Origin of the sequence: Sphingomonas endophytica (assembly GCF_014199415.1) — a bacterium.
Classification (GTDB): domain Bacteria; phylum Pseudomonadota; class Alphaproteobacteria; order Sphingomonadales; family Sphingomonadaceae; genus Sphingomonas; species Sphingomonas endophytica.
The window spans coordinates 49,959-69,402 of sequence record NZ_JACIJN010000013.1 but is presented as its reverse complement, the minus strand read 5'-3'; the positions used below and the strand labels follow the sequence as shown (position 1 = coordinate 69,402).

Annotated in this window: 18 protein-coding genes, 1 tRNA gene and 1 other annotated feature; of the genes, 8 read left to right on the top strand and 11 right to left on the bottom strand. The window is 68.8% G+C overall.

The genetic code is table 11. The features are described from left to right. Positions 1–169 precede the first annotated feature (169 nt). Positions 170–225, top strand: a sequence feature (sul1 is cis-regulatory element that is thought to sense ions involved in sulfur or methionine metabolism; They are found in Alphaproteobacteria). A gap of 67 nt (positions 226–292) precedes the next feature. Continuing rightward, positions 293–1,777: a SulP family inorganic anion transporter gene (locus FHS97_RS16350; RefSeq protein ID WP_184040581.1), complete on the top strand. Its 1,485-nt coding sequence runs from the start codon at positions 293–295 to the stop codon at positions 1,775–1,777. 67 nt (positions 1,778–1,844) lie between these two features. On the opposite strand, the gene FHS97_RS16345 is transcribed toward FHS97_RS16350, so the two are convergent. Next, positions 1,845–2,453: a CC0125/CC1285 family lipoprotein gene (locus FHS97_RS16345; protein ID WP_311770258.1), complete on the bottom strand. Its 609-nt coding sequence runs from the start codon at positions 2,451–2,453 to the stop codon at positions 1,845–1,847. Positions 2,454–2,654: 201 nt separating this feature from the next. Between FHS97_RS16345 and FHS97_RS16340 the strand changes: the two genes are divergently transcribed. Then, positions 2,655–2,897, top strand: coding sequence for a hypothetical protein (locus tag FHS97_RS16340; protein WP_184040578.1), 243 nt, complete (start codon positions 2,655–2,657; stop codon positions 2,895–2,897). A gap of 91 nt (positions 2,898–2,988) precedes the next feature. Here FHS97_RS16340 and FHS97_RS16335 read toward each other — a convergent pair. The 3 genes from FHS97_RS16335 to moaA form a co-directional block, all read right to left on the bottom strand. Further along, a tRNA-Asn gene (locus FHS97_RS16335) sits at positions 2,989–3,063 on the bottom strand. A 76-nt stretch (positions 3,064–3,139) separates the two neighbouring features. Beyond that, positions 3,140–3,919 (bottom strand): NAD kinase, encoded by a 780-nt coding sequence (locus tag FHS97_RS16330; protein WP_184040575.1) that lies wholly within the window; start codon positions 3,917–3,919, stop codon positions 3,140–3,142. After that, positions 3,916–4,926, bottom strand: a complete 1,011-nt coding sequence (gene moaA / locus FHS97_RS16325) for a GTP 3',8-cyclase MoaA (protein ID WP_184040573.1) — start codon at positions 4,924–4,926, stop codon at positions 3,916–3,918. The genes FHS97_RS16330 and moaA overlap by 4 nt, the downstream gene beginning before the upstream one ends. A gap of 110 nt (positions 4,927–5,036) precedes the next feature. Here moaA and FHS97_RS16320 point away from each other — a divergent pair, with 110 nt between their 5' ends. Then, positions 5,037–6,299 (top strand): putative bifunctional diguanylate cyclase/phosphodiesterase, encoded by a 1,263-nt coding sequence (locus FHS97_RS16320; protein ID WP_184040571.1) that lies wholly within the window; start codon positions 5,037–5,039, stop codon positions 6,297–6,299. 1 nt (position 6,300) lies between these two features. Further along, entirely contained in the window at positions 6,301–6,708 is a 408-nt protein-coding gene (locus tag FHS97_RS16315) for a YybH family protein (protein ID WP_184040569.1), read from the top strand. Positions 6,709–6,751: 43 nt separating this feature from the next. Here FHS97_RS16315 and mfd read toward each other — a convergent pair whose 3' ends face one another. Both mfd and FHS97_RS16305 read right to left on the bottom strand, forming a co-directional pair. After that, positions 6,752–10,207, bottom strand: coding sequence for a transcription-repair coupling factor (mfd, locus tag FHS97_RS16310; RefSeq protein ID WP_184040557.1), 3,456 nt, complete (start codon positions 10,205–10,207; stop codon positions 6,752–6,754). Between the two features lie 144 nt (positions 10,208–10,351). After that, positions 10,352–10,627 carry an FAD assembly factor SdhE gene (locus FHS97_RS16305; RefSeq protein ID WP_184040554.1) on the bottom strand — a complete coding sequence of 92 codons (276 nt, stop codon included), beginning with the start codon at positions 10,625–10,627 and terminating at the stop codon, positions 10,352–10,354. 73 nt (positions 10,628–10,700) lie between these two features. Here FHS97_RS16305 and recG point away from each other — a divergent pair, with 73 nt between their 5' ends. Both recG and FHS97_RS16295 read left to right on the top strand, forming a co-directional pair. Then, on the top strand, positions 10,701–12,755 hold the full coding sequence (gene recG, locus FHS97_RS16300) for an ATP-dependent DNA helicase RecG (protein ID WP_184040551.1): 2,055 nt from the start codon (positions 10,701–10,703) through the stop codon (positions 12,753–12,755). Positions 12,756–12,853: 98 nt separating this feature from the next. After that, positions 12,854–13,291 (top strand): DMT family transporter, encoded by a 438-nt coding sequence (locus FHS97_RS16295; RefSeq protein ID WP_184040548.1) that lies wholly within the window; start codon positions 12,854–12,856, stop codon positions 13,289–13,291. Positions 13,292–13,317: 26 nt separating this feature from the next. On the opposite strand, the gene FHS97_RS16290 is transcribed toward FHS97_RS16295, so the two are convergent. From FHS97_RS16290 to serS, 5 genes are all read right to left on the bottom strand, one after another. Next, positions 13,318–13,629, bottom strand: a complete 312-nt coding sequence (locus FHS97_RS16290) for a PilZ domain-containing protein (RefSeq protein WP_184040545.1) — start codon at positions 13,627–13,629, stop codon at positions 13,318–13,320. Positions 13,630–13,694: 65 nt separating this feature from the next. Further along, positions 13,695–14,921: a tyrosine--tRNA ligase gene (gene tyrS, locus FHS97_RS16285; RefSeq protein ID WP_184040536.1), complete on the bottom strand. Its 1,227-nt coding sequence runs from the start codon at positions 14,919–14,921 to the stop codon at positions 13,695–13,697. 24 nt (positions 14,922–14,945) lie between these two features. Further along, positions 14,946–16,061, bottom strand: a complete 1,116-nt coding sequence (locus FHS97_RS16280; protein ID WP_184040534.1) for a M23 family metallopeptidase — start codon at positions 16,059–16,061, stop codon at positions 14,946–14,948. Positions 16,062–16,067: 6 nt separating this feature from the next. Beyond that, positions 16,068–16,838, bottom strand: a complete 771-nt coding sequence (surE, locus tag FHS97_RS16275) for a 5'/3'-nucleotidase SurE (RefSeq protein ID WP_184040531.1) — start codon at positions 16,836–16,838, stop codon at positions 16,068–16,070. After that, the gene (gene serS, locus FHS97_RS16270) at positions 16,838–18,115 is read right to left on the bottom strand and encodes a serine--tRNA ligase (RefSeq protein WP_184040528.1); all 1,278 of its coding nucleotides are present in this window, start codon (positions 18,113–18,115) and stop codon (positions 16,838–16,840) included. The genes surE and serS overlap by 1 nt, the downstream gene beginning before the upstream one ends. Before the next feature lie 116 nt (positions 18,116–18,231). Here serS and FHS97_RS16265 point away from each other — a divergent pair, with 116 nt between their 5' ends. Together FHS97_RS16265 and dksA are read left to right on the top strand one after the other, a co-directional pair. Continuing rightward, on the top strand, positions 18,232–18,741 hold the full coding sequence (locus tag FHS97_RS16265) for a host attachment family protein (protein ID WP_184040525.1): 510 nt from the start codon (positions 18,232–18,234) through the stop codon (positions 18,739–18,741). 189 nt (positions 18,742–18,930) lie between these two features. Beyond that, the gene (dksA, locus tag FHS97_RS16260) at positions 18,931–19,386 is read left to right on the top strand and encodes an RNA polymerase-binding protein DksA (RefSeq protein ID WP_425506318.1); all 456 of its coding nucleotides are present in this window, start codon (positions 18,931–18,933) and stop codon (positions 19,384–19,386) included. Positions 19,387–19,444: the final 58 nt, after the last annotated feature.

Genomic DNA, 19,444 nt, shown 5'->3' with positions numbered 1-19,444 from the left:
ACACAATCATACACCCAGAAAATGCCTCGGCTTCCAAACCCCCGCTGAGGCCTTCTTCCCGTTGCACTTCGAATGTGAATCCACACCCGGATCAACTCCGGGGCGACGGCCAATCTGCTGCACCCCCTTGCCCGGCGCCCCCGATCGCGTCTAAAGCGCCCGGCATCCGCATGGACCCGGTGCAACTCCGGGTGGCTATCCCGGCCGCCGATCCGCCGGGCAACCTCCACGTATCGTCCTGAAAACAGCGTTCCGTGCGGGCGCCGATACGTGTTGTGGTTTCAACAGGCTCATGACCAACTTCATCTCCCATTTTCGATCCGCGTGGTGCGCGGACGCGGGCGAGGTACGCCGCGAGATCCTCGCCGGCATCGTCGTCGCGCTCGCGCTGATCCCCGAGGCGATCGGCTTTTCGATCATCGCCGGGGTCGACCCGCGCGTCGGTCTTTATGCCTCGATCGCGATCGCGATCGTCATTTCGTTGCTCGGCGGCCGCCCGGCGATGATCTCGGCCGCGACCGCCGCGGTCGCGGTCGTCGTCACGCCGCTGGTCCGGGAACACGGCGTCGACTATCTCTTTGCCGCGACGATCCTGATGGGCGTCATCCAGATCATCGCCGGCGTGCTGCGACTCGACCTGCTGATGCAGTTCGTTTCACGCTCGGTCATCACCGGCTTCGTCAACGCGTTGGCGATCCTGATCTTCATGGCGCAGCTGCCGCAGCTTATCGGTGTGAGCTGGCACAGTTATGCACTGGTCGCGGGCGGGCTGGCGATCATCTACCTGCTGCCGCGCGTCACCAAGGCGGTGCCGTCGCCGCTGGTCGCGATCGTCGTGCTGACGGTGCTCGCGATCATGCTTGGCCTCCCGGTGCGCACCGTAGGCGACATGGGGCGGCTGCCGGAAGGATTGCCGTCGCTCATGCTGCCTCAGGTGCCGCTGACGCTCGATACGCTGCGGATCATCCTGCCCTATTCGATGACGATGGCAGCGGTCGGGCTGCTCGAGTCGATGCTGACCGCGCAGATCGTCGACGATATGACCGATACCGACAGCGACAAACGCCGCGAATGTATGGGGCAGGGCGGCGCCAACCTTGCGGCGGCGCTGGTCGGCGGCATGGGCGGCTGCGCGATGATCGGGCAGTCGGTCATCAACGTGACCTCCGGAGGGCGCAAGCGATTGTCGACCTTTATAGCCGGCGCCTTCCTGCTTTTCCTGCTCGCCGTGCTGGGCCCGGTGGTCGGGCGCGTGCCGATGCCGGCGCTGGTGGCGGTGATGATCATGGTATCGATCGGGACGTTCAGCTGGAACTCGATCCCGAACCTGCGCCGCCACCCGCCGACCTCTTCGATCGTGATGCTCGTCACCGTCGCGGTGGTCGTGGCGACCCGCGACCTCGCACAGGGCGTCGCAGCGGGCGTGCTGCTGTCGGGAATCTTCTTCGCGGGCAAGGTACGCCGGATGTTCGCGGTCGAGCGCGAGCCGGGCGAGCCGGTACGCTACCGTGTGCGTGGCGAGATTTTCTTCGCCTCGGTCGACCTGTTCACCCGCGCCTTTGCGGCAAGGGAGACGGGAGCGGTCGTGATCGACGTAACCGCCGCGCACTTCTGGGACATTTCGGCAGTCGCCGCGCTCGACAAGATCGTCGCCCGGCTCCGCCGCGACGGGGCACGCGTCGACGTCGTCGGCTATAACGACGCCAGCGCCGATCTGATCGACCGCTTCGCGCTGCACGACAAGACCGGCGTCGAACTCGGGGTCGCGCCGCATTGAGCGCATGAAAAAGGGGCATCGGTCACCCGGACCGATGCCCCTGCCGCCATCCGGCGGAGCCTTTTTCTTACGACGCCTTGGGCAGACGGATCGTCGGTCCGATTGAGTCGACCACCGCACGCGCATTGAAGGCGCGGACGTTGCCGCGATCCGGCGTGCCCTTGAACATCACGATCTCGGCCGACGCTTCGTAGCGATCGACGGTGCGGATATCCTGACCGCCACCGAAGCCGCCCCACGGTCCGCCCCAGAACGGGTCCCAGGCGCGATAGCCGAAGCCGCGGCCGTAGAAGCCCCAGCGCGGACCCCAGAGCCCGCCGCCGAAGGCGCCGAAACCCGGTCCCCAGCCGCTACCGAAGCCCGGCGTCGAATAGGTACGCGCCTGACGGTCGGTGTCGCGATCCGCCATCACGAAATAGTCATAGCCGTTCTGCAGCGTCAGCTCGGCGGAGCGGAACAGCAGGTAGCGTTCGACGACGTCACGGTCGGTCACGGTGTTGCCGGCGAAGGTGACACGATAGCGGTTCGGCTCGATCCGCAGATCGCTATAGCCGGTACGGTAGAAGCCGCTGCCGGTGGCGGGCCGATAGGCAGTCTCGGTCGCGCAGGCCGCGACCAGCGTCGTGCTGGCCGCCAGGGCCAGCACCATCGCCGAGCGGCCAAACTTCATCATCATGGCGTACTCTCCAACGCACCCGGGCGGTGCGACGAGCCGTCGCATAGCCGAGATGAGTGGAACGTGCGATGAACGAAAACGCTCCGCCCGGTGGCGGGGCGACCCGGCACGCGCGGCAGCGCCTCTGTTGCGCGGGCATGGGCCAGCGTACATTCCGTGCTGACGGTGAGTCGGGAACGCCGATACAATGGGAGCGCTTCGATGAAGATACTGGTTCCGGTCGCCTTGCTCGTCCTTGCCGGTCCGACGCTCGCCGCCGCACGGGACGGCAAGCCGGTCGATCCGAACCAGCGGATCTGCAAGGCGGTCGAGGTCACCGGCAGCCGCTTCACCAAAAAGACGTGTCATACCCGCGCCGAATGGGCTCAGCTCGACAAGGCTGGTGCGGATGCAGCCGACGAGGCGATGAAGACCCGACGCGCCGACTCGGCCTGGCCACAGTGACGATAGCGCCACCTTCCACAACCGCAGGGTAAGAACGTGAGAAGCGTGAACCTCGGCGCCATCACGAGCTCGCGGCTTCGGCGGAAAGAGGTGGCTCCCTGAGTAGGATTCGAACCTACGGCCGCTCGATTAACAGTCGAGAGCTCTACCGCTGAGCTATCAGGGAACGGCGTTCAACGTCGTGGAGGGGGTCTATAAAGCCGGATTTCGGCCGCGCAAGACCCTTATTTCATCTTTCTGACTTATGCGACGAACTGCTCCATGGTGATGCGATCGTCGAGCGCGTGCTCGGGATCGAACAGCAGCGTCAGCTCGCGCGCGCGGTCCATCGCGATGTCGACCTGCATGACGTTGCGGACCTCACGCTGGTCGGCGACGGCCGAAACCGGGCGCTTGCCGGCCTCCAGCACGCGCAACGACACGCGCGTCTTGTCGGGCAGGATCGCGCCGCGCCAGCGCCGCGGACGGAAGGCGCTGATCGGCGTCAGCGCCAGCATCTGCGAGCCGAGCGGGAGGATCGGCCCGTGCGCCGACAAATTATAGGCCGTCGACCCGGCGGGCGTCGCGACGAGGATGCCGTCGCACGACAATTCTTCCAGCACGATCCGATCGTTGATCCGCACTTCCAGCCGCGCGGTCTGCCGCGTCTCGCGCAACAGCGATACCTCGTTGATCGCGGGCAGCGTATGGACGCTGCCGTCGAAGCCGGTCGCGGTCGCGGTCAGCGGTGTGACCTTGAACGCGCGTGCGCGCTCGATCCGCCCGTCGAGATCGTGGCGGCGCCATTCGTTCATCAGAAACCCGACGGTGCCGAGATTCATCCCGAACACCGGAACGATCGCGCGCCGCCGTTCGAGCAGCAGGTGAAGCGTCTGGAGCATGAAGCCGTCTCCGCCGAGCGCAACGACCAGATCGGCCTCTTCCAGCGGGCACCAGTCCCAGGCGTCGGCAAGTTCGGCACGCGCGGCCTGCGCGGGAGCGGTGGGCGAGGCGACCAGCGCCCGCCGGGGATAAAGCGTCATCCGCCGGTGACACTCATGTGTCGTGCCACCGCAGGGGCATCGCCGTGGCCGATGCGGAAATCGTGGCGGCGCGGCTTGGTGGTCAGCGCATCCTCGATCGCCGCGTCGAGCCCGGCGACCCCGCCGTCGCGCAGCGCGGCGCGCAGGTCGCGATGATCGTCGTGGCCGAGACAGGTATAGAGCCGCCCCTCGGTGGTCAGGCGGACACGGTTGCAACCGTCGCAGAAATTCTGCGTCAGCGGCGAGATCAGTCCGAGGCGGGTCGCGCCGCCGTCGACGCGCCAGTAACGCGCCGGTCCGCCGGTTTGCGCCGCATCGCGCGACAGCGTGAAGCGCGCGTCGAGCCGCTCCTTCACCACCGTCAGCGGCAGGAAGCGGTCCGTCCGGTCCTCGTCGACCGCGCCGAGCGGCATCGTCTCGATCAGCGTCAGGTCGTGCCCCTCGGCGACGCACCAGTCCAGCATCGCCGCAATCTCGTCCTCGTTGACGCCCTTGAGCGCCACCATGTTGATCTTGATCGCCAGCCCGGCGTCGCGCGCCGCGGCGATTCCGTCGAGCACCTGCGCGACATCACCGTGCCGGGTGATGTGGCGGAAGCGCCCCGGATCGCGGCTGTCCAGACTGACGTTCAGCCGGCGCAGCCCCGCTTCGTGCAGCGCGGCGGCATGGTCGCGCAGCCGCGTGCCGTTGGTCGTCATCGTCAACTCGTCGAGCGCACCGCCGACGTGCCGCCCGAGCCGCTGCACCAGTTGCAGCACGTCTCGCCGCACCAGCGGCTCGCCGCCGGATAGCCGCACCTTACGGACCCCGCGCGCCACGAACCGCTCGGCGATGATCGCCAGCTCCTCCAGCGTCGCGATCTTGTCGCGCGGCAGGAAGGTCATGTGCTCCGCCATGCAATAGCGACAGCGCAGGTCGCAGCGATCCGTCACCGAGACGCGCAGGTATCGGATGGTGCGGCCGAAGCCGTCGATGAGCGGCGCGGCCGTGCTACATGGTTCGATCATTGCCGTCACAACGCACGAGGCTATTGAGTCGTTCACCGTCCGGCAAGATCGGATTGCCGCGCCGCGCCCCACCGCCTACGACGATTGTCATGGAGCGTCAGACACGAACCATGCAGCGCGCCGCCGGGCGCCGCCGTGGCGAGCGAACCGCCAGCGAGGAACAGCTGCAACTGGTCGCCTCCGCGCCCGACGGCGTGACCGCCATCACCGCGGCACCGACCAGCTTCGAGATCGTCAACGCCGCTTACGGGCGGATGACGGGCGATCAGCTGGTCGAGGCGATCGACGAGCGGCTGAGCAATGCGCTGGCCGATTATCGCACCGCCGCGGTGCGCAGCGGGGCGACCTTCACGATCGTGGTGGCCGGCGACGCACAGGTCGGCGATGCGGCCGTCGACTCGGTCGAGCGCGCCCTGGAGCAGCCGTTTACGATCGGCAGCGAGACCATCCACCTCGGCGCGCGGATTGGCGTGGCGCGGCGGGTCGATCACGAGGCGCCCGACCATCTCCTGCGCCGTGCCGCCGAGGCGCTGTCGCATGCCCGCGCCAGCGAGGGCGTGACGACGCGCGTCGCGACCGAAAGCAGCGGCGTGCCGATCGCCGCGCTCGCCGCCGACCTGCATCGCGCGATGGAGCGACAGGAGATCGGCGTCCGCTTCCAGCCGCAGGTGCACATGATCGACGGGCGGATCGTCGGAGTCGAGGCACTGGCGCGCTGGCATCATCCGCGGCTGGGCGAACTCGGCGCGGAAACCCTGCTCGCGGCGGCGGATCGCGCCGGGCTGGGGGTGGCGCTGTCCGACCATGTCCAGGCCCTGGCGCTGCGCCGTGCCGCCGACTGGCCCGACGCGCTTTCGGGCTTGCGGGTTGCGGTCAACGTCACCGCCACCGACCTGTCGCGCACGCCGTTCGTCAGCCGGTTCCTCGCGCGCGTCCACGAAGCGGGGATCGCGCCGGGGCGCGTCACCGCCGAGGTGACCGAAGGGGCGATGATCGACAATCTGCGCGCCGCCGGCGTAGCGTTGGCGGCGTTGCGCGCGGCGGGCTGTCGCGTCGCGCTCGACGATTTTGGGACCGGCTATTCCAGCCTCTCCTATGTCGCATCGCTGCCGCTCGATTATATCAAGATCGACCGCAGCCTGACGACCGCCGCGGTCAACGACGCGCGCAACCGCGTGGTGCTGCAGGGCGTGCTTTCGATCGCCGAAGGACTTGGGCTCGAGACGATCGCCGAAGGGGTGGAGACCGAGGCGCAGCGTCAGTTGCTCGCGGTGCGCGGTTGCACCTTCTATCAGGGCTTCCTCTGCGCCGGGCCGCTCGACGATGCCGCGCTGATCGATCTGGTGCGCAGCGGATCGCCGAAGGGGAAGTGATATGATGCCGGTCGTCTCGATGCTGATCGCCGCGGCTGCTGCCGCCACGCCGCAGGTGGCGATCGACTCGGCGATGGCCGACAGCGCCGCGGGCTGGAACGCCGGCGACCTTGCGCGCTTCACCGCCATTTATGCCCCCGACGCGGTCTATGTCGCGGGTGACAAGGTCGTGCGCGGCAAGGCCGCAATTGCCGAGCGCTACGCCAAGAGCTTCGCCAATGGCGGCAACACGCGCGGGCGGCTCAGCTTTCAGCCGATGGCGTGGCGGCCGCTCAGCGCCGTCCATGTGCTGCACGTCGCGCGCTGGACGCTCACCCCCGCCAGCGGCACGCCGCAGACCGGGCTCACGACGTTGCTGTTCGAGCGCCGCAAGGACGGCTGGAAGATCATCTCCGACCATAGCAGCTGAAGGCCGAGCCCGTCTTGCTTCGCTACGCTCGCAACGACGGCACTTATCCCGCCGCCTTCGCCAGCCCCTTCGACAATTGCAGCGCGCCGTGCAGCCGCGCCTTCGGATCGGCCCAGACGCGGGTCAGCGCCAGCTTGCTGTCGGGGCGCAGCTTGGCGATCCCGCCCAGCTTGTCGACATAGGCGAGCAGCCCGGCGACGTTCGGCGGCTTGTCGTCATGGAACGCGACCAGCGCGCCCTTCGGACCGACGTCGAGCTTGGCGACGCACGCCTTCTTGGCGTTGAGCTTGATCTCCATGATCTTGACCAGATTGTCGGTCGCCTCGGGCAGCGGGCCGAAGCGGTCGATCATCTCGGCGGCGAAGGCGTTGAGCCCCTGTACCTCGTCGACCTCGTTGAGGCGACGATACAGCCCCATCCGCAGGTCGAGATCGGGGACATATTCCTCGGGGATCAGGATCGGCGCATCGACGCTGATCTGCGGCGAGAAGTCGCGCTGCCGCTCGCGCAGCCCGCCGGCCTTCGCCTCAAGGATCGCCTCCTCCAGCATCGACTGGTAGAGTTCGTAGCCGACCTCCTTGATATGCCCCGATTGTTCGTCGCCGAGCAGATTGCCCGCGCCGCGAATGTCGAGGTCGTGGCTGGCGAGCTGGAACCCCGCGCCCAAAGTATCTAGATCGCTCAGCACCTTGAGTCGCTTTTCCGCCGCCTCGGTCATCTGCCGCTCGGGCGGCGCGACCATATAGGCGTAGGCGCGCGTCTTCGAGCGACCGACGCGACCGCGAAGCTGGTAGAGCTGCGCGAGGCCGAAGCGGTCGGCGCGGTTGACGATCATCGTGTTGGCGGAAGGAATGTCGATCCCGCTCTCGATGATCGAGGTCGACACCAACACCTCGAACTTCTTGTCGTAGAAGGCGGACATCCGCTCTTCGACTTCGGTCGGCGCCATCTGGCCATGGGCGATGACGTAGCGAATTTCAGGCACCTCGCGGCGCAGGTAATCCTCGATGTCGGGCAGGTCGGCGATGCGCGGGGTGACGAGGAAGCTCTGCCCGCCGCGATAATGTTCGCGCAGCAACGCCTCGCGCAGCACCACCGGGTCCCACGGCATCACATAGGTGCGCACCGCGAGACGATCGACCGGCGGGGTCTGGATCACTGACAGTTCGCGCAGGCCGCCCATCGCCATCTGGAGCGTGCGCGGGATCGGCGTCGCGGTGAGCGTCAGCATGTGGACGTCGGCGCGCAATGTCTTGAGCCGCTCCTTGTGGGTCACGCCGAACCTTTGTTCCTCGTCGACGATCACGAGCCCGAGCCGCTTGAAGTCGACGTTCTTGGCGAGCAGCGCGTGGGTGCCGATCACGATGTCGATCGTGCCGTTCGCGATCCCGTCCTTGACCTTCTTCGCCTCGCTGGCGGTCACCAGCCGCGACAGGCGTCCGATCTCGACCGGGAAGCCATCGAAGCGCGCGCAGAAATTCTGGTAGTGCTGGCGGGCGAGCAGGGTGGTCGGGCAGACCACCGCGACCTGCATCCCCGCCATCGCCGCGACGAAGGCGGCCCGCAGCGCGACCTCGGTCTTGCCAAAGCCGACATCGCCGACGATCAGCCGGTCCATCGGCTTGCCGGCGGCAAGATCGTCGAGCACGTCGCTGATCGCGCGGTCCTGATCGTCGGTTTCCTCATAGGGAAAGCGGTCGACGAACGCCGGATAACCGCTCGCGTCGGGCTCGGCGACCTCGCCGGGGCGCAGCGCGCGCTCGGCCGCGACCGCGATCAGCGTGCCCGCAATCTCGCGGATGCGCTCCTTCATCTTCGACTTGCGGCGCTGCCACGCCTCGCCGCCGAGCCGGTCGAGGCTCGCGCCTTCCTCCGACGAGCCATAGCGCGAGAGGACCTCGAGATTTTCTACCGGAATGTAGAGCTTGTCGCCGCCGGCATATTCGAGCGCGACGCAATCGTGCGGCGCCTTGGCGACCGGCACCTGCGTCAGCCCGACATAGCGCCCGATGCCGTGATCGGTGTGCACGACCAGATCGCCCGGCGACAGCGTCGCGAGTTCGGCGAGGAAGGCGTCGGCGGACTTGCGGCGCTTGGCGCGGCGGATCAGCCGGTCGCCGAGCATGTCCTGCTCGGTCAGCACTGCGACGTCGGGCGCGGTGAAGCCGTGATCGAGCCCGACGACGGTCAGCGCGACGCCGCGGTCGGCGGCCCCCAGCGCGTCCTGCCACGTATCGGCCAGCCGCGCGCCGACCAGCCCGTGATCGTCGAGCAAATTCTTCAGCCGGTCGCGGGCGCCGACCGAATAGCTGGCGAGGATCGGCTTGCGCCCGTCCTTCTTCAGCCGCGCGACATGCGCGACCACCGCCTCGTAGACGTTCGCCTGATTGGCGCGCTCAGGCGCGAAATCGCGCGGGCCGTCGACCTGGAAGTCGAGCACGGTCGAGGATTCGGGCTCGTGGAACGGCGTCACCAGATGCGCGGGCATGCCGGCGACCTCGGCGCGCCATTCGTCCTCGTCGAGGTAGAGCGTCTTGGCGGGGAGGGCGCGGTAGCTGCCGGGCTCGGCCGCCTCGGCGCGCTTACGGTTTTCGTAATAATCGGCGATCGCGTCGAGCCGCCCCTCGACCGCCGCCGGAGTGCCCGCGTCGCGCACCACCACGGCATCGTCGCCGAGATGGTCCCAGAGCGTCGCCAGCTTCTCCTCGAACAGCGGCAGCCAATGTTCCATGCCGGCCAGCCGCCGGCCGTCGCTGACCGCCTGATAGAGCGGGTCGCCGGTCGCGGTGGCGCCGAACTTCTCGCGATAACGGGTGCGGAAGCGCTTGACGCTGTCGTCGTCGAGCAACGCCTCGGAGGCGGGGAGCAGCACGAAGCCGTCGAGCCGCCCGGTGGTGCGCTGGTCGCCGGGGTCGAAGGTGCGGACGCTCTCGATCTCGTCGCCGAAGAAGTCGAGCCGCAGCGCCTGTTCCTCGCCGCTCGGGAACAGGTCGACGATCCCGCCGCGCACTGCATATTCGCCGGCGTCGTGGACGGTGTCGGTGCGGACATAGCCGTTCGCCTGCAACAGCGCGCCGAGCGCGTCGCGGTCGATCTGCGCGCCGGGCTTCAGCTCGGCGACCAGCTGGCGGATGCGAAACGGCGTGAGCGTCCGCTGCGTCAGCGCGTTGACCGTGGTCAGCACCAGCTGCGGCCCGGCCGGTTTCTGCTGCAAGCGGTGCAGCGCGCCGATCCGCTCCGCCATCACGCGCAACGTCGGCGAGGCGCGGTCGTAGGGGAGGCAATCCCAAGCCGGGAGCTGCACGACCTCCAGCTCGGGCGCGAAGAACGGCGCGGTGGCGGCGATGCTGCGCATCTGCGCCTCGTCGGCGGCGACGAACACCGCACGGCGCGGCGCGGCGCGCGCGAGATCGGCGAGCAGCGAGGGAAGGAAGCCGCCGGGGACGCCCGATAGGGTGAGCGGGACGGTGGCTTTGAGGATCTTGGAGAGGTCGGGCATTTCATCTCCCCCCTCCCTTTCAAGGGAGGGGCAGGGGGTGGGTGGCGTCCGGGTGATACGGCAAGGGCGGGGGGCGGCGGCGGCCGTATTGCCAGGCCTCACCCACCCCAACCCCTCCCTTGAAAGGGAGGGGCTAAATGAAGGTCACATTCCCGTGTCGAGCACCGTCACGAAATCGACCTTCCGCATCGTCTGCATCATCTCGCCCTCCCACTCCGCCGGGCAGGGGAGCGAGCCGATCGCCCAGCCCATGATGTCGACGTCCTGCTCCTCCAGCAGCCGCTCAAACCAGTCGAGCTGCTCCGCGTTCCATGTCGCGCCATGCGCGTCGAAGAAGCCGCCGATCATCAGATCGGCCTCGCGCGTGCCGCGGTGCCAGGCGCGGAAGCGGAGGCGTTTCAGGCGGATGTCGTGATCCATCACAGGTCCAATGCAAAACGACCGGCGGGCGCTGGCGGCGACCGTCGGGGCAGGGTATCGGCTCCAGATAGTCATGCGACCCGATATCCTCAATCCGTTGTTCGCCGAGGTGGAGGCGCTGAAGGGCGTCGGCCCCGCGCTGGCGAAGCCGCTCGACCGGCTGGGAATTGCGCGCGTGCTCGACCTGTTGTTCCACGTCCCCTCGGGCTGGGTCGACCGCTGGCCGCGCGACGAGCTGATGCAGAGCGATGTCGGGCGGACGATCGCGATCACGCTGACCCCGACCGATTACCGCACCAGCAGCAGCCCGCGCGCGCCGACGCGGGTCGTCGCGACCGATCAACACGGCAACACCGTGGCGCTGGTGTTCTTCGGCGGCGGTTCGGGGCGAGTACGCAAGTTGCTGCCGCTCAACGAGCCGCGGCGGGTGTCGGGACGGCTCGACCAATATGGGCAGGATCTCCAGATCATCCACCCGGAAGTCGGCGGCGAGGACGGCGACTTCCGCGAGCGCGAGGCGATCTACCCGCTGACCGAGGGCATGACCTCGCGGCGGCTCGGCGCGCTCGTCGAACAGGCGCTGGCGCGCGCGCCCGATCTGCCCGAGTGGATCGAGCCGAGCCTCAAGGCGCAGCGCGACTGGCCCGCATGGCGCGAGGCGATGACGCGGCTCCACGCTGACCCCGCCGACACGGTGGCGCGCGCGCGGCTGGCGTATGACGAGGTGTTCGCCAACCAGCTCGCGCTTTCGATCGTCCGCGCCGACACGCGCAAGCGCCGTGGCCGTGCGTTGCAGGGCGACGGGCGGCTGCGCGATCTGCTGCGGCTGCCCTATCAGCTCACCGGGGCGCAGGCGCGCAGCGTCCGCGAGATCGAGGGCGACCTCGCGCAGAGCGCACCGATGCTGCGGCTTCTGCAAGGCGATGTCGGTTCGGGCAAGACCTTGGTGGCGGCGATGGCGCTGCTGATCGCGGTCGAGGCCGGCGCGCAGGCGGCAATGCTCGCGCCGACCGAGATCCTCGCGCGCCAGCATTACGAGACGCTGCGCCGCACGCTCGCCGGGCTGCCCGTCGAGATTGCGGTGCTGACCGGGCGCGACAAGGGCCGCGCGCGCGAGGCGACGCTGATGGGGCTGGCCGACGGATCGATCCATATCCTCGTCGGCACGCATGCGATCTTCCAGGAGGCGGTCAGCTACCGCGACCTTGGGCTGGTCGTGGTCGACGAACAGCATCGCTTCGGGGTCGCCGAGCGGATGCTGTTGCAGGCCAAGGGCCGCACCCCGCCGCACCTGCTGGCGATGACCGCCACCCCGATCCCGCGCACGCTGACGCTCGCGTTGCATGGCGAGATGGACCAGAGCCGGCTCGACGAAATGCCGCCGGGGCGTGAGCCGGTCGAGACGCGTGTGCTGTCGGAGGAACGCGTCGACGAGGTGATCAATGCGCTCGGGCGGCATTTGTCGGAGGGCAAGCAGGCTTATTGGGTCTGCCCGCTGGTCGAGGAGAGTGAAACCAGCGACCTGCAAGCCGCCGAGGCCCGCGCCGCCGCGCTGGCAAGCCGGTTTGGCGACCGCGTCGGGTTGGTTCATGGTCGGATGAAGGGTGCGGAGAAGGACGCGGTGATGGCGCGCTTCTCGGCCGGCGAGACCGGCGTGCTGGTCGCGACGACGGTGATCGAGGTCGGAGTCGATGTCCCTAACGCCACGCTGATCGTGATCGAACATGCCGATCGTTTCGGGCTGGCGCAGCTGCACCAGTTGCGCGGGCGCGTCGGGCGCGGCGGGGGGCGCTCGGTATGCCTGTTGCTGCGCGGCGGTTCGCTCAGCGAGACGGCGCGTGCGCGGCTGGCGTTGATGCGCGAGACCAACGACGGGTTCCGGATCGCCGAGGAGGACTTGCGGTTGCGGGGGGCTGGCGAGTTGCTCGGCACGCGGCAATCGGGCGAGGCGATGTTCCGGCTCGCCACGCCGGAGTTGCTGTCGGAGCTGCTGCCTGCCGCTACCGACGATGCCCGGTTGCTGATCGATCGCGACGGCGGTTTGAACGGCGCGCGCGGTCAGGCGGCGCGTATTGCGCTATATCTGTTCGAGCGCGATGCGGGCGTGGCGTTGCTGCGGTCCGGGTAAGTGGACGCCATGGCGCGCGTAGCGAAGCAATCCGGCGTGCCTGGTCCGGCAATGGATGGCTGCGCTACGCTCGCGATGACGGAAAGAGGAGAAGTTGATTGCCGGGTCTCATGCCGATCATCATCGTCGTGCTTGCCGGGCTCGGGCTCGCGATCCAGCCGCCGACCAATGCCGCCCTCGCGCGAGTGTCGGGGTCGGTGTGGCTGGCGGCGTTGGTGTCGTTCACCGTCGGGACCGCGGCGTTGCTGATCGTCTGGGCCTTTGATCGCACTCCGCTGTCCGCGTTGAGGGGCGCGCCGTGGTGGGCGTGGCTGGGCGGCTTCTACGGCGCGGCGTTCGTCGCGGCGCTCGCCTTCGCCGCGCCGCGGCTGGGGATCGCCGCCGCGCTCAGCATCGCGATCGCCAGCCAGTTGGTCGCCGCGCTGACGCTCGACCATTTCGGGCTATTACAGCTGCCGCAGCAGTCGGTGACGCTCACCAAGCTCGCCGGCATCGCACTGGTGCTGATCGGGGTGGTGGTGTTTCGGCGCGGTTGAGCCGCCCGCCGTCCGCGGCGGGTCGGCTATCGCATCGCTGCCAGCACGAACTGGTACAAGGCCGGCGGCACTTCCTGCGCCAGCTTGCAGCCGATCCGCCCGCCCAGCGCCCAACGCACCTCGGCGACGAAGCTGCCCGCGACGGGCAGGGTGACGGTCACCGTCTCGCCAACCGTGATCGCTTCCTCGCTGCGCGCCATGAAGCCGTTGGGCGACACGTTGACGATCGTCACCAGCCGCGTCTCGCCGCCGGCGACGCCCAGCCGTGTGCGATGCAGCGTCTCGTCGCGTGGCTCGACACGGTCTTCATACGCCATCGTCGCCGATCGTACGGCCATGTCTTCCTCCTACGCTAACCCGGCCTTATCGCGTGTGCGGGGTTAACGTGGCGTGAGCGAAGGCGTTAAGCCGGGTTCACCATCCCATGATGCTTCTTGCCCGCGGAGATGCGCACCGGCGCGTCCGTCACCGTGACCGTTGCCGCTTCGTCGGCGACCTTCTCGCCGTCGATCCGCGCGCCGCCGCCCTTGATGAGCCGCCGCGCCTCGCCCTTCGAGGCCGCGAAGCCGAGCCCCACCAGCACGTCGACCAGCGGCGTCGCGCCCGGCGCGACGATCGACGGGAGCCCCGCGCCGCTCGCACCTTCCTCGAAGGTCTTGCGCGCGGTCTCGGCGGCATCCTCCGCGGCGGCGCGGCCGCGGCACATCGAGGTCGCCTCGTTGGCGAGCACCTTCTTGGCCTCGTTGATCTCCGCGCCGTCCAGCGCCTCCAGCCGCGCGATCTCGTCGAGCGGCAGATCGGTGAACAGCCGCAGGAAGCGGCCGACGTCGCGGTCGTCGGTGTTGCGCCAGAATTGCCAGTAATCGAAGTGCGGCAGCTGGTCCTCATGGAGCCACACCGCGCCCGCGACGGTCTTGCCCATCTTCTCCCCCGAGGCGGTGGTGAGCAGCGGGGTGGTCACGCCGAACACCTCGGTGCCGTCCATCCGCCGCGCCAGCTCGACGCCGTTGACGATGTTACCCCATTGATCGCTGCCGCCCATCTGAAGTCGCACGCCCGCGCGCCGCGCCAGCTCGCGGAAGTCGTAGCCTTGCAGGATCATGTAGTTGAATTCGAGGAACGACAGCGACTGCTCGCGATCGAGCCGCAGCTTGACCGAGTCGAAGCTGAGCATCCGGTTGACGCTGAAATGCTGGCCGACTTCGCGCAGGAAGGGAATGTATTCGAGCTTGTCGAGCCATTCGGCATTGTCGAGCATCACCGCATCGCTCGGGCCGTCGCCGAAGGTCAGGAAGCGGTCGAAGATGCGCTTGATGCCCGCGACATTGGCGGCGATCACCTCGTCGCTGTTGAGCTTGCGCGCCTCGTCCTTGAAGCTCGGGTCGCCGATCTTGCCGGTGCCGCCGCCCATCAGCACGACCGGCTTGTGCCCGGCCTGTTGCAGCCGGCGCAGCAGCATGATCTGCACCAGGCTGCCGACGTGCAGCGACGGCGCGGTCGGGTCGAAGCCGATATAGCCGGGCACGACCTGCTTGGCAGCCAGCGCGTCGAGCGCGGCGGCGTCGGTCATCTGGTGGATGTAGCCGCGCGCGGTCAGCGTGCGGAGCAGGTCGGACTGATATACGGTCATAGCGCTGGCGTCGTTACACGCGCGTCAGCGGCGCGGCAATTGCGTCACCGGATCGACGGGGGAGCGGCCGCGGCGCAGCTCGAAATGCAGCTCGGGCTGGTCGGCGAAGCCGGTCGCGCCGCTCAGCGCGATCACCTGTCCGCGCGTCACCGCCTGACCGCGCCGCACCAGTAATTTGCCGGCGTGGCCGTAGATCGAGGTCCAGTTGTCGCCATGTTTGACGATGACGAGCCCGCCCAGCGCGGCGATGCCGTCGCCGGCATAGGCGACCGTGCCGGACGCCGCCGCTTTCACCTCGGTGTCGGACGGTACGGCGATCTCGATTCCGTCGAAGCGCTCGCCGCTGCGCCCCGTGCCGAAGCGACGCACGATCTGGCCGGTGAGCGGCCAGATGAAGCGGCCGGGGGCGGCGCTCGGCGGCGCGACGGGGACGGTGGTGGCGGGCACGTTGGTCGCGCCTTTGACCGGACGGACCGGCGCGCGGCCGCTCGCCACCGCGGGCTCGCCGCCGGTGAGGATCGTGTCGACATCCAGCGTGAACGCTGCCGAGCGGGCAGCGGCGGAGGCGGTCTGCGACGGAATGAGGATGCGTTGCCCGGTGACCAGCACGAACGGTTCGCGCAGGTCGTTCGCCGCGACCACCTCGCTCCACGGCACGCCATAAGCCCGTGCGATGCCGATACCGGTCTGCCCCGGATCGACGCGGTGATAGCGCCCGCCGGGGATCACCAGCCGTTGCCCGGCGCGGAGGGCATAGGGCGACGATAGCCTGTTGCGGCGCGCGATGGCGGTGATCGACGCGCCGGTCCGCTCGGCGATCGCGCTCAGCGTGTCGCCGGAGCGGACGACGACGTCCTGCGTGCGGACCAGCCGCGCGTCGGGGGTGACCGGCGCCGCTTCCCACGCGGGACGCGGTGCAGCGAGTTGCTCGACGGGCGGGCGGCGGGTCGGGCGGGAGGGACGGGCCGGGTGCGGCGCCTCGACCGTTGGCTCCTGCTCTGGCTCCGAAAGCGGTTCGGGAGGCAGCTCGGCGGCAGGAACCGGCGCGGCCGTGGGTGGCGGGAAGCGCGGATCGGCGGCGGGGATGCATCCCGCCAGCACCAGCAGCAGCGCCGCCGATCTCGCCGCTCGCCGCGTCAAACCGCGTTACACTCCGGCGAAAGCGTCGCCGAGCGCCGCGAGCGAGTCATGCAGCGTCAGGTCGAGCTGGAGCGGCGTCACCGTGATCCATCCCTGCGTGATCGTCGTCAGGTCGCTGCCGTCGTCGGCGGCCGGCGCGGCCCGTCCCATCGACAGCCAGTGATAGTCGAAGCCGCGCGGGTCGGTGCGCCGGTCGAAGCGCACCCGCCCGTAGTCACGCAGCCCCTGCGGCACGACGCGCACGCCCTTGACCGCGCCCGCTTCGGGCTCGGGGAAGTTGATGTTGACCACCGAACGCGGCGCCCAGTCATGGTCGAGCAACGGCCGCAGCACGCGCGCGCCCCATTCCTCCGCGGCGGCGAACGACACGTCCTCGCCCGGCTCGCGACGGCCATAGCGCTGGCTGAGCGCGACCGAGCGCACGCCGGCCAGCGCGCCCTCCATCGCCGCCGAGACGGTGCCCGAATACATCACGTCCTCGGCGATATTGCCGCCGCGGTTGACGCCGGAGAGGATGAGATCGGGCGGCCCGTCGCGCATGACTTCAGCCAGCGCATACATCACCGCATCGGTGGGCGTGCCGCCGACCGCAAAGCGCTTCTCGCCGAACTGCTTGACCCGCAACGGCCGCGTCAGCGTCAACGAGCGCCCGGTGCCCGATTGCTCGGAGGCCGGCGCGCAGACCCAGACGTCGTCCGAGAGCTGCGCGGCGATCTTCTCCAGCACCGCCAGCCCCGGCGCATGATAGCCATCGTCGTTCGAAAGCAGGATCCGCATCAGCGCGCACCCAGCAATTCGAGCCCGCCGAGATACGGGCGCAGCACCTCCGGCACCGTCACCGTCCCGTCCTCGCGCTGGTAATTCTCCAGCACCGCCACGAGCGTCCGCCCGACCGCCAGCCCCGAGCCGTTGAGCGTATGGACGAAGCGCGTCGTCTTCTCGCCTTCGGGGCGATAGCGCGCGTTCATCCGCCGCGCCTGGAAATCGGTGCAGGTCGAGCAGCTCGAAATCTCGCGATAGCGCTGCTGCCCGGGCAGCCATACCTCCAGATCATAGGTCCGCGCGGCGGTGAACCCCATGTCGCCGGTACACAATTTCATCCGGCGATAGGCGAGCCCCAGCGCATCCAGCACGCCCTCGGCACAGGCGGTCATCCGCTCATGCTCGGCCTCGCTCGCTTCGGGGGCGACGATCGACACCATTTCGACCTTGTCGAACTGGTGCTGGCGGATATAGCCGCGCGTGTCGCGCCCCGCCGCACCCGCCTCGGAACGGAAGCACGGCGTCAGCGCCGCGAAACGCAGCGGCAGCACGTCGTGGCTGAGGATCTTCTCGCGCACGATATTGGTCAGCGACACCTCGGCGGTCGGGATCAGCCAGCGCCCGTCGGTGGTGCGGAACAGGTCCTCGGCGAACTTGGGCAATTGCCCGGTCCCGAACACCGCCTCGTCGCGCACCAGCAGCGGCGGGGCGACTTCCTCATAGCCATGCTCGCGGGTCAGCCGGTCGAGCATGAACTGCCCGAGCGCGCGTTGCAGCCGCGCCGCGTCGCCGCGCAACAGCGTGAAGCGCGCGCCCGCGATCGCCGCACCGGTCTCGAAATCTAGCCCCAGCGCCGGGCCGATCGCATCGTGCTCGCGCGGGGTGAAGGCGAAGTCGGGGCGCTGCCCGCGTTCGTGGACGAGCTGGTTGTCGTCCTCGTCCGCGCCCTCCGGCACGTCGGCGGCGGGGACGTTGGGCAGCGCGGCCAGCGCGGCGTCGAGCGCGCGTCCCGTCTCCGCCTCCTCAGCCTCCAGCTGCGGCAGCCGTTCCTTGAGCGTCGCCACCTCCGCCATCAGCGCGGCGGCGGTGTCCTCGTCCTTCTTCGCCTTGGCCGCGCCGATCGCCTTCGACGCCTCGTTGCGGCGCGCCTGCGCGGTCTGCGCTTCGGTGGCGGCCTCGCGACGGCGGCGGTCGAGCGAGACGAGCGTTTCGGCGCTGGCGGGCAGGCCGCGCTTGGCCATGGCGGCATCGAAAGCGGCGGGATCGTCGCGGAGCAGGCGGATGTCGTGCATGGCCGCGCTATGACTCCGCGCTCGGGCTGAGGCAACCCGGCTCCGCCGCGAGGCAACCCGCGCCGCGCGCGCGGCGTTCTTCGCCCGTGACGCAACGAGCAGAAGGAGAAACGTCCATGCAGGTCCCCCACAATTCGGTCGTTCTGGTCGCCGATGGCCGCAAGCTGCTGTTCCTGCGCAACGAGGGTGATGCCGAATACCCGAACTTGCAGGTCGAGCACGCCGAGGAACGCGCCAATCCCGCGACCCGCGATCAGGCGACCGACGCCGCGGGCGGCGCCTCGTCGACGCAGAGCGGGGCCGGGGCGCCCAATGCGGCGCAGGGCGGCTCGGGCCATGCGCAGGGCGGCGGCGCGCAATTCGCGCCCTCGCGCGGCAGCTTCGAGCAGACCGATTTCCATCAGCTCGAGGAGGATCGCTTTGCCGCCGATGCCGCCGATCTGCTGAAGCGACGCGCGCTGTCGAACGACTTCGAATCGCTGATCGTGATCGCGCCGCCGCGCACCTTGGGCGAGCTGCGCAAACATTATCACAAGGAGGTCAGCGCGCGATTGGCGGGTGAGCTCGACAAGGATCTGACCGGCCACCCGATCCCCGACATCGAGAAGGCGTTGCTCTCGGCCTGATCGCTTCTCGCCGGCGGGTGTCCGTCACCCGTCGGCATCGATGTACAGCCTTGCGACACTTCGGATCGAACGGGGCCAAGTCATTCGCTTGTGGAGGATCAATCAGACGATTATAGGCGCGCCCAAAGGGGCGTGCAGAGATGCTGACGACATCCTTCACGTGGGCGGGAGAAGGTCATGGCGACGGTGATGAGTCAGGTCGAAGACGCGTTTGACGAGCCGGAGGCGCTCTCCAGCCCGACGCCGGACGGTTATCGCCCCAGCGCGGACGAGCCGTTCATGAACCCGCGCCAGCAGGCGTACTTCCGTCACAAGCTGCTCGCCTGGAAAGAGGCGATCCGTCGCGAGGCGCAGGGAACGCTGTCGCAGCTGCAGGTCGACTCGCTGCGGGAAGCCGATCTCAACGACCGCGCGTCGAGCGAGGCGGACTGGTCGCTCGAACTGCGCACCCGCGACCGGCAGCGCAAGCTGATCGCCAAGATCGACGCCGCGCTGCGGCGCATCGAGGAAGGCGAATATGGCTATTGCGAAGTGACCGGCGAGCCGATCAGCCTCGGGCGGCTTGAGGCGCGGCCGATCGCGACGATGACCGTCGAGGCACAGGAGCGGCACGAGCGTGCCGAAAAGGTATCGCGCGACGATTGATGCGGATCTTAACCATTCGTAAATCATTTTGACGTAACCGTCCGGAACAACGAGCGGG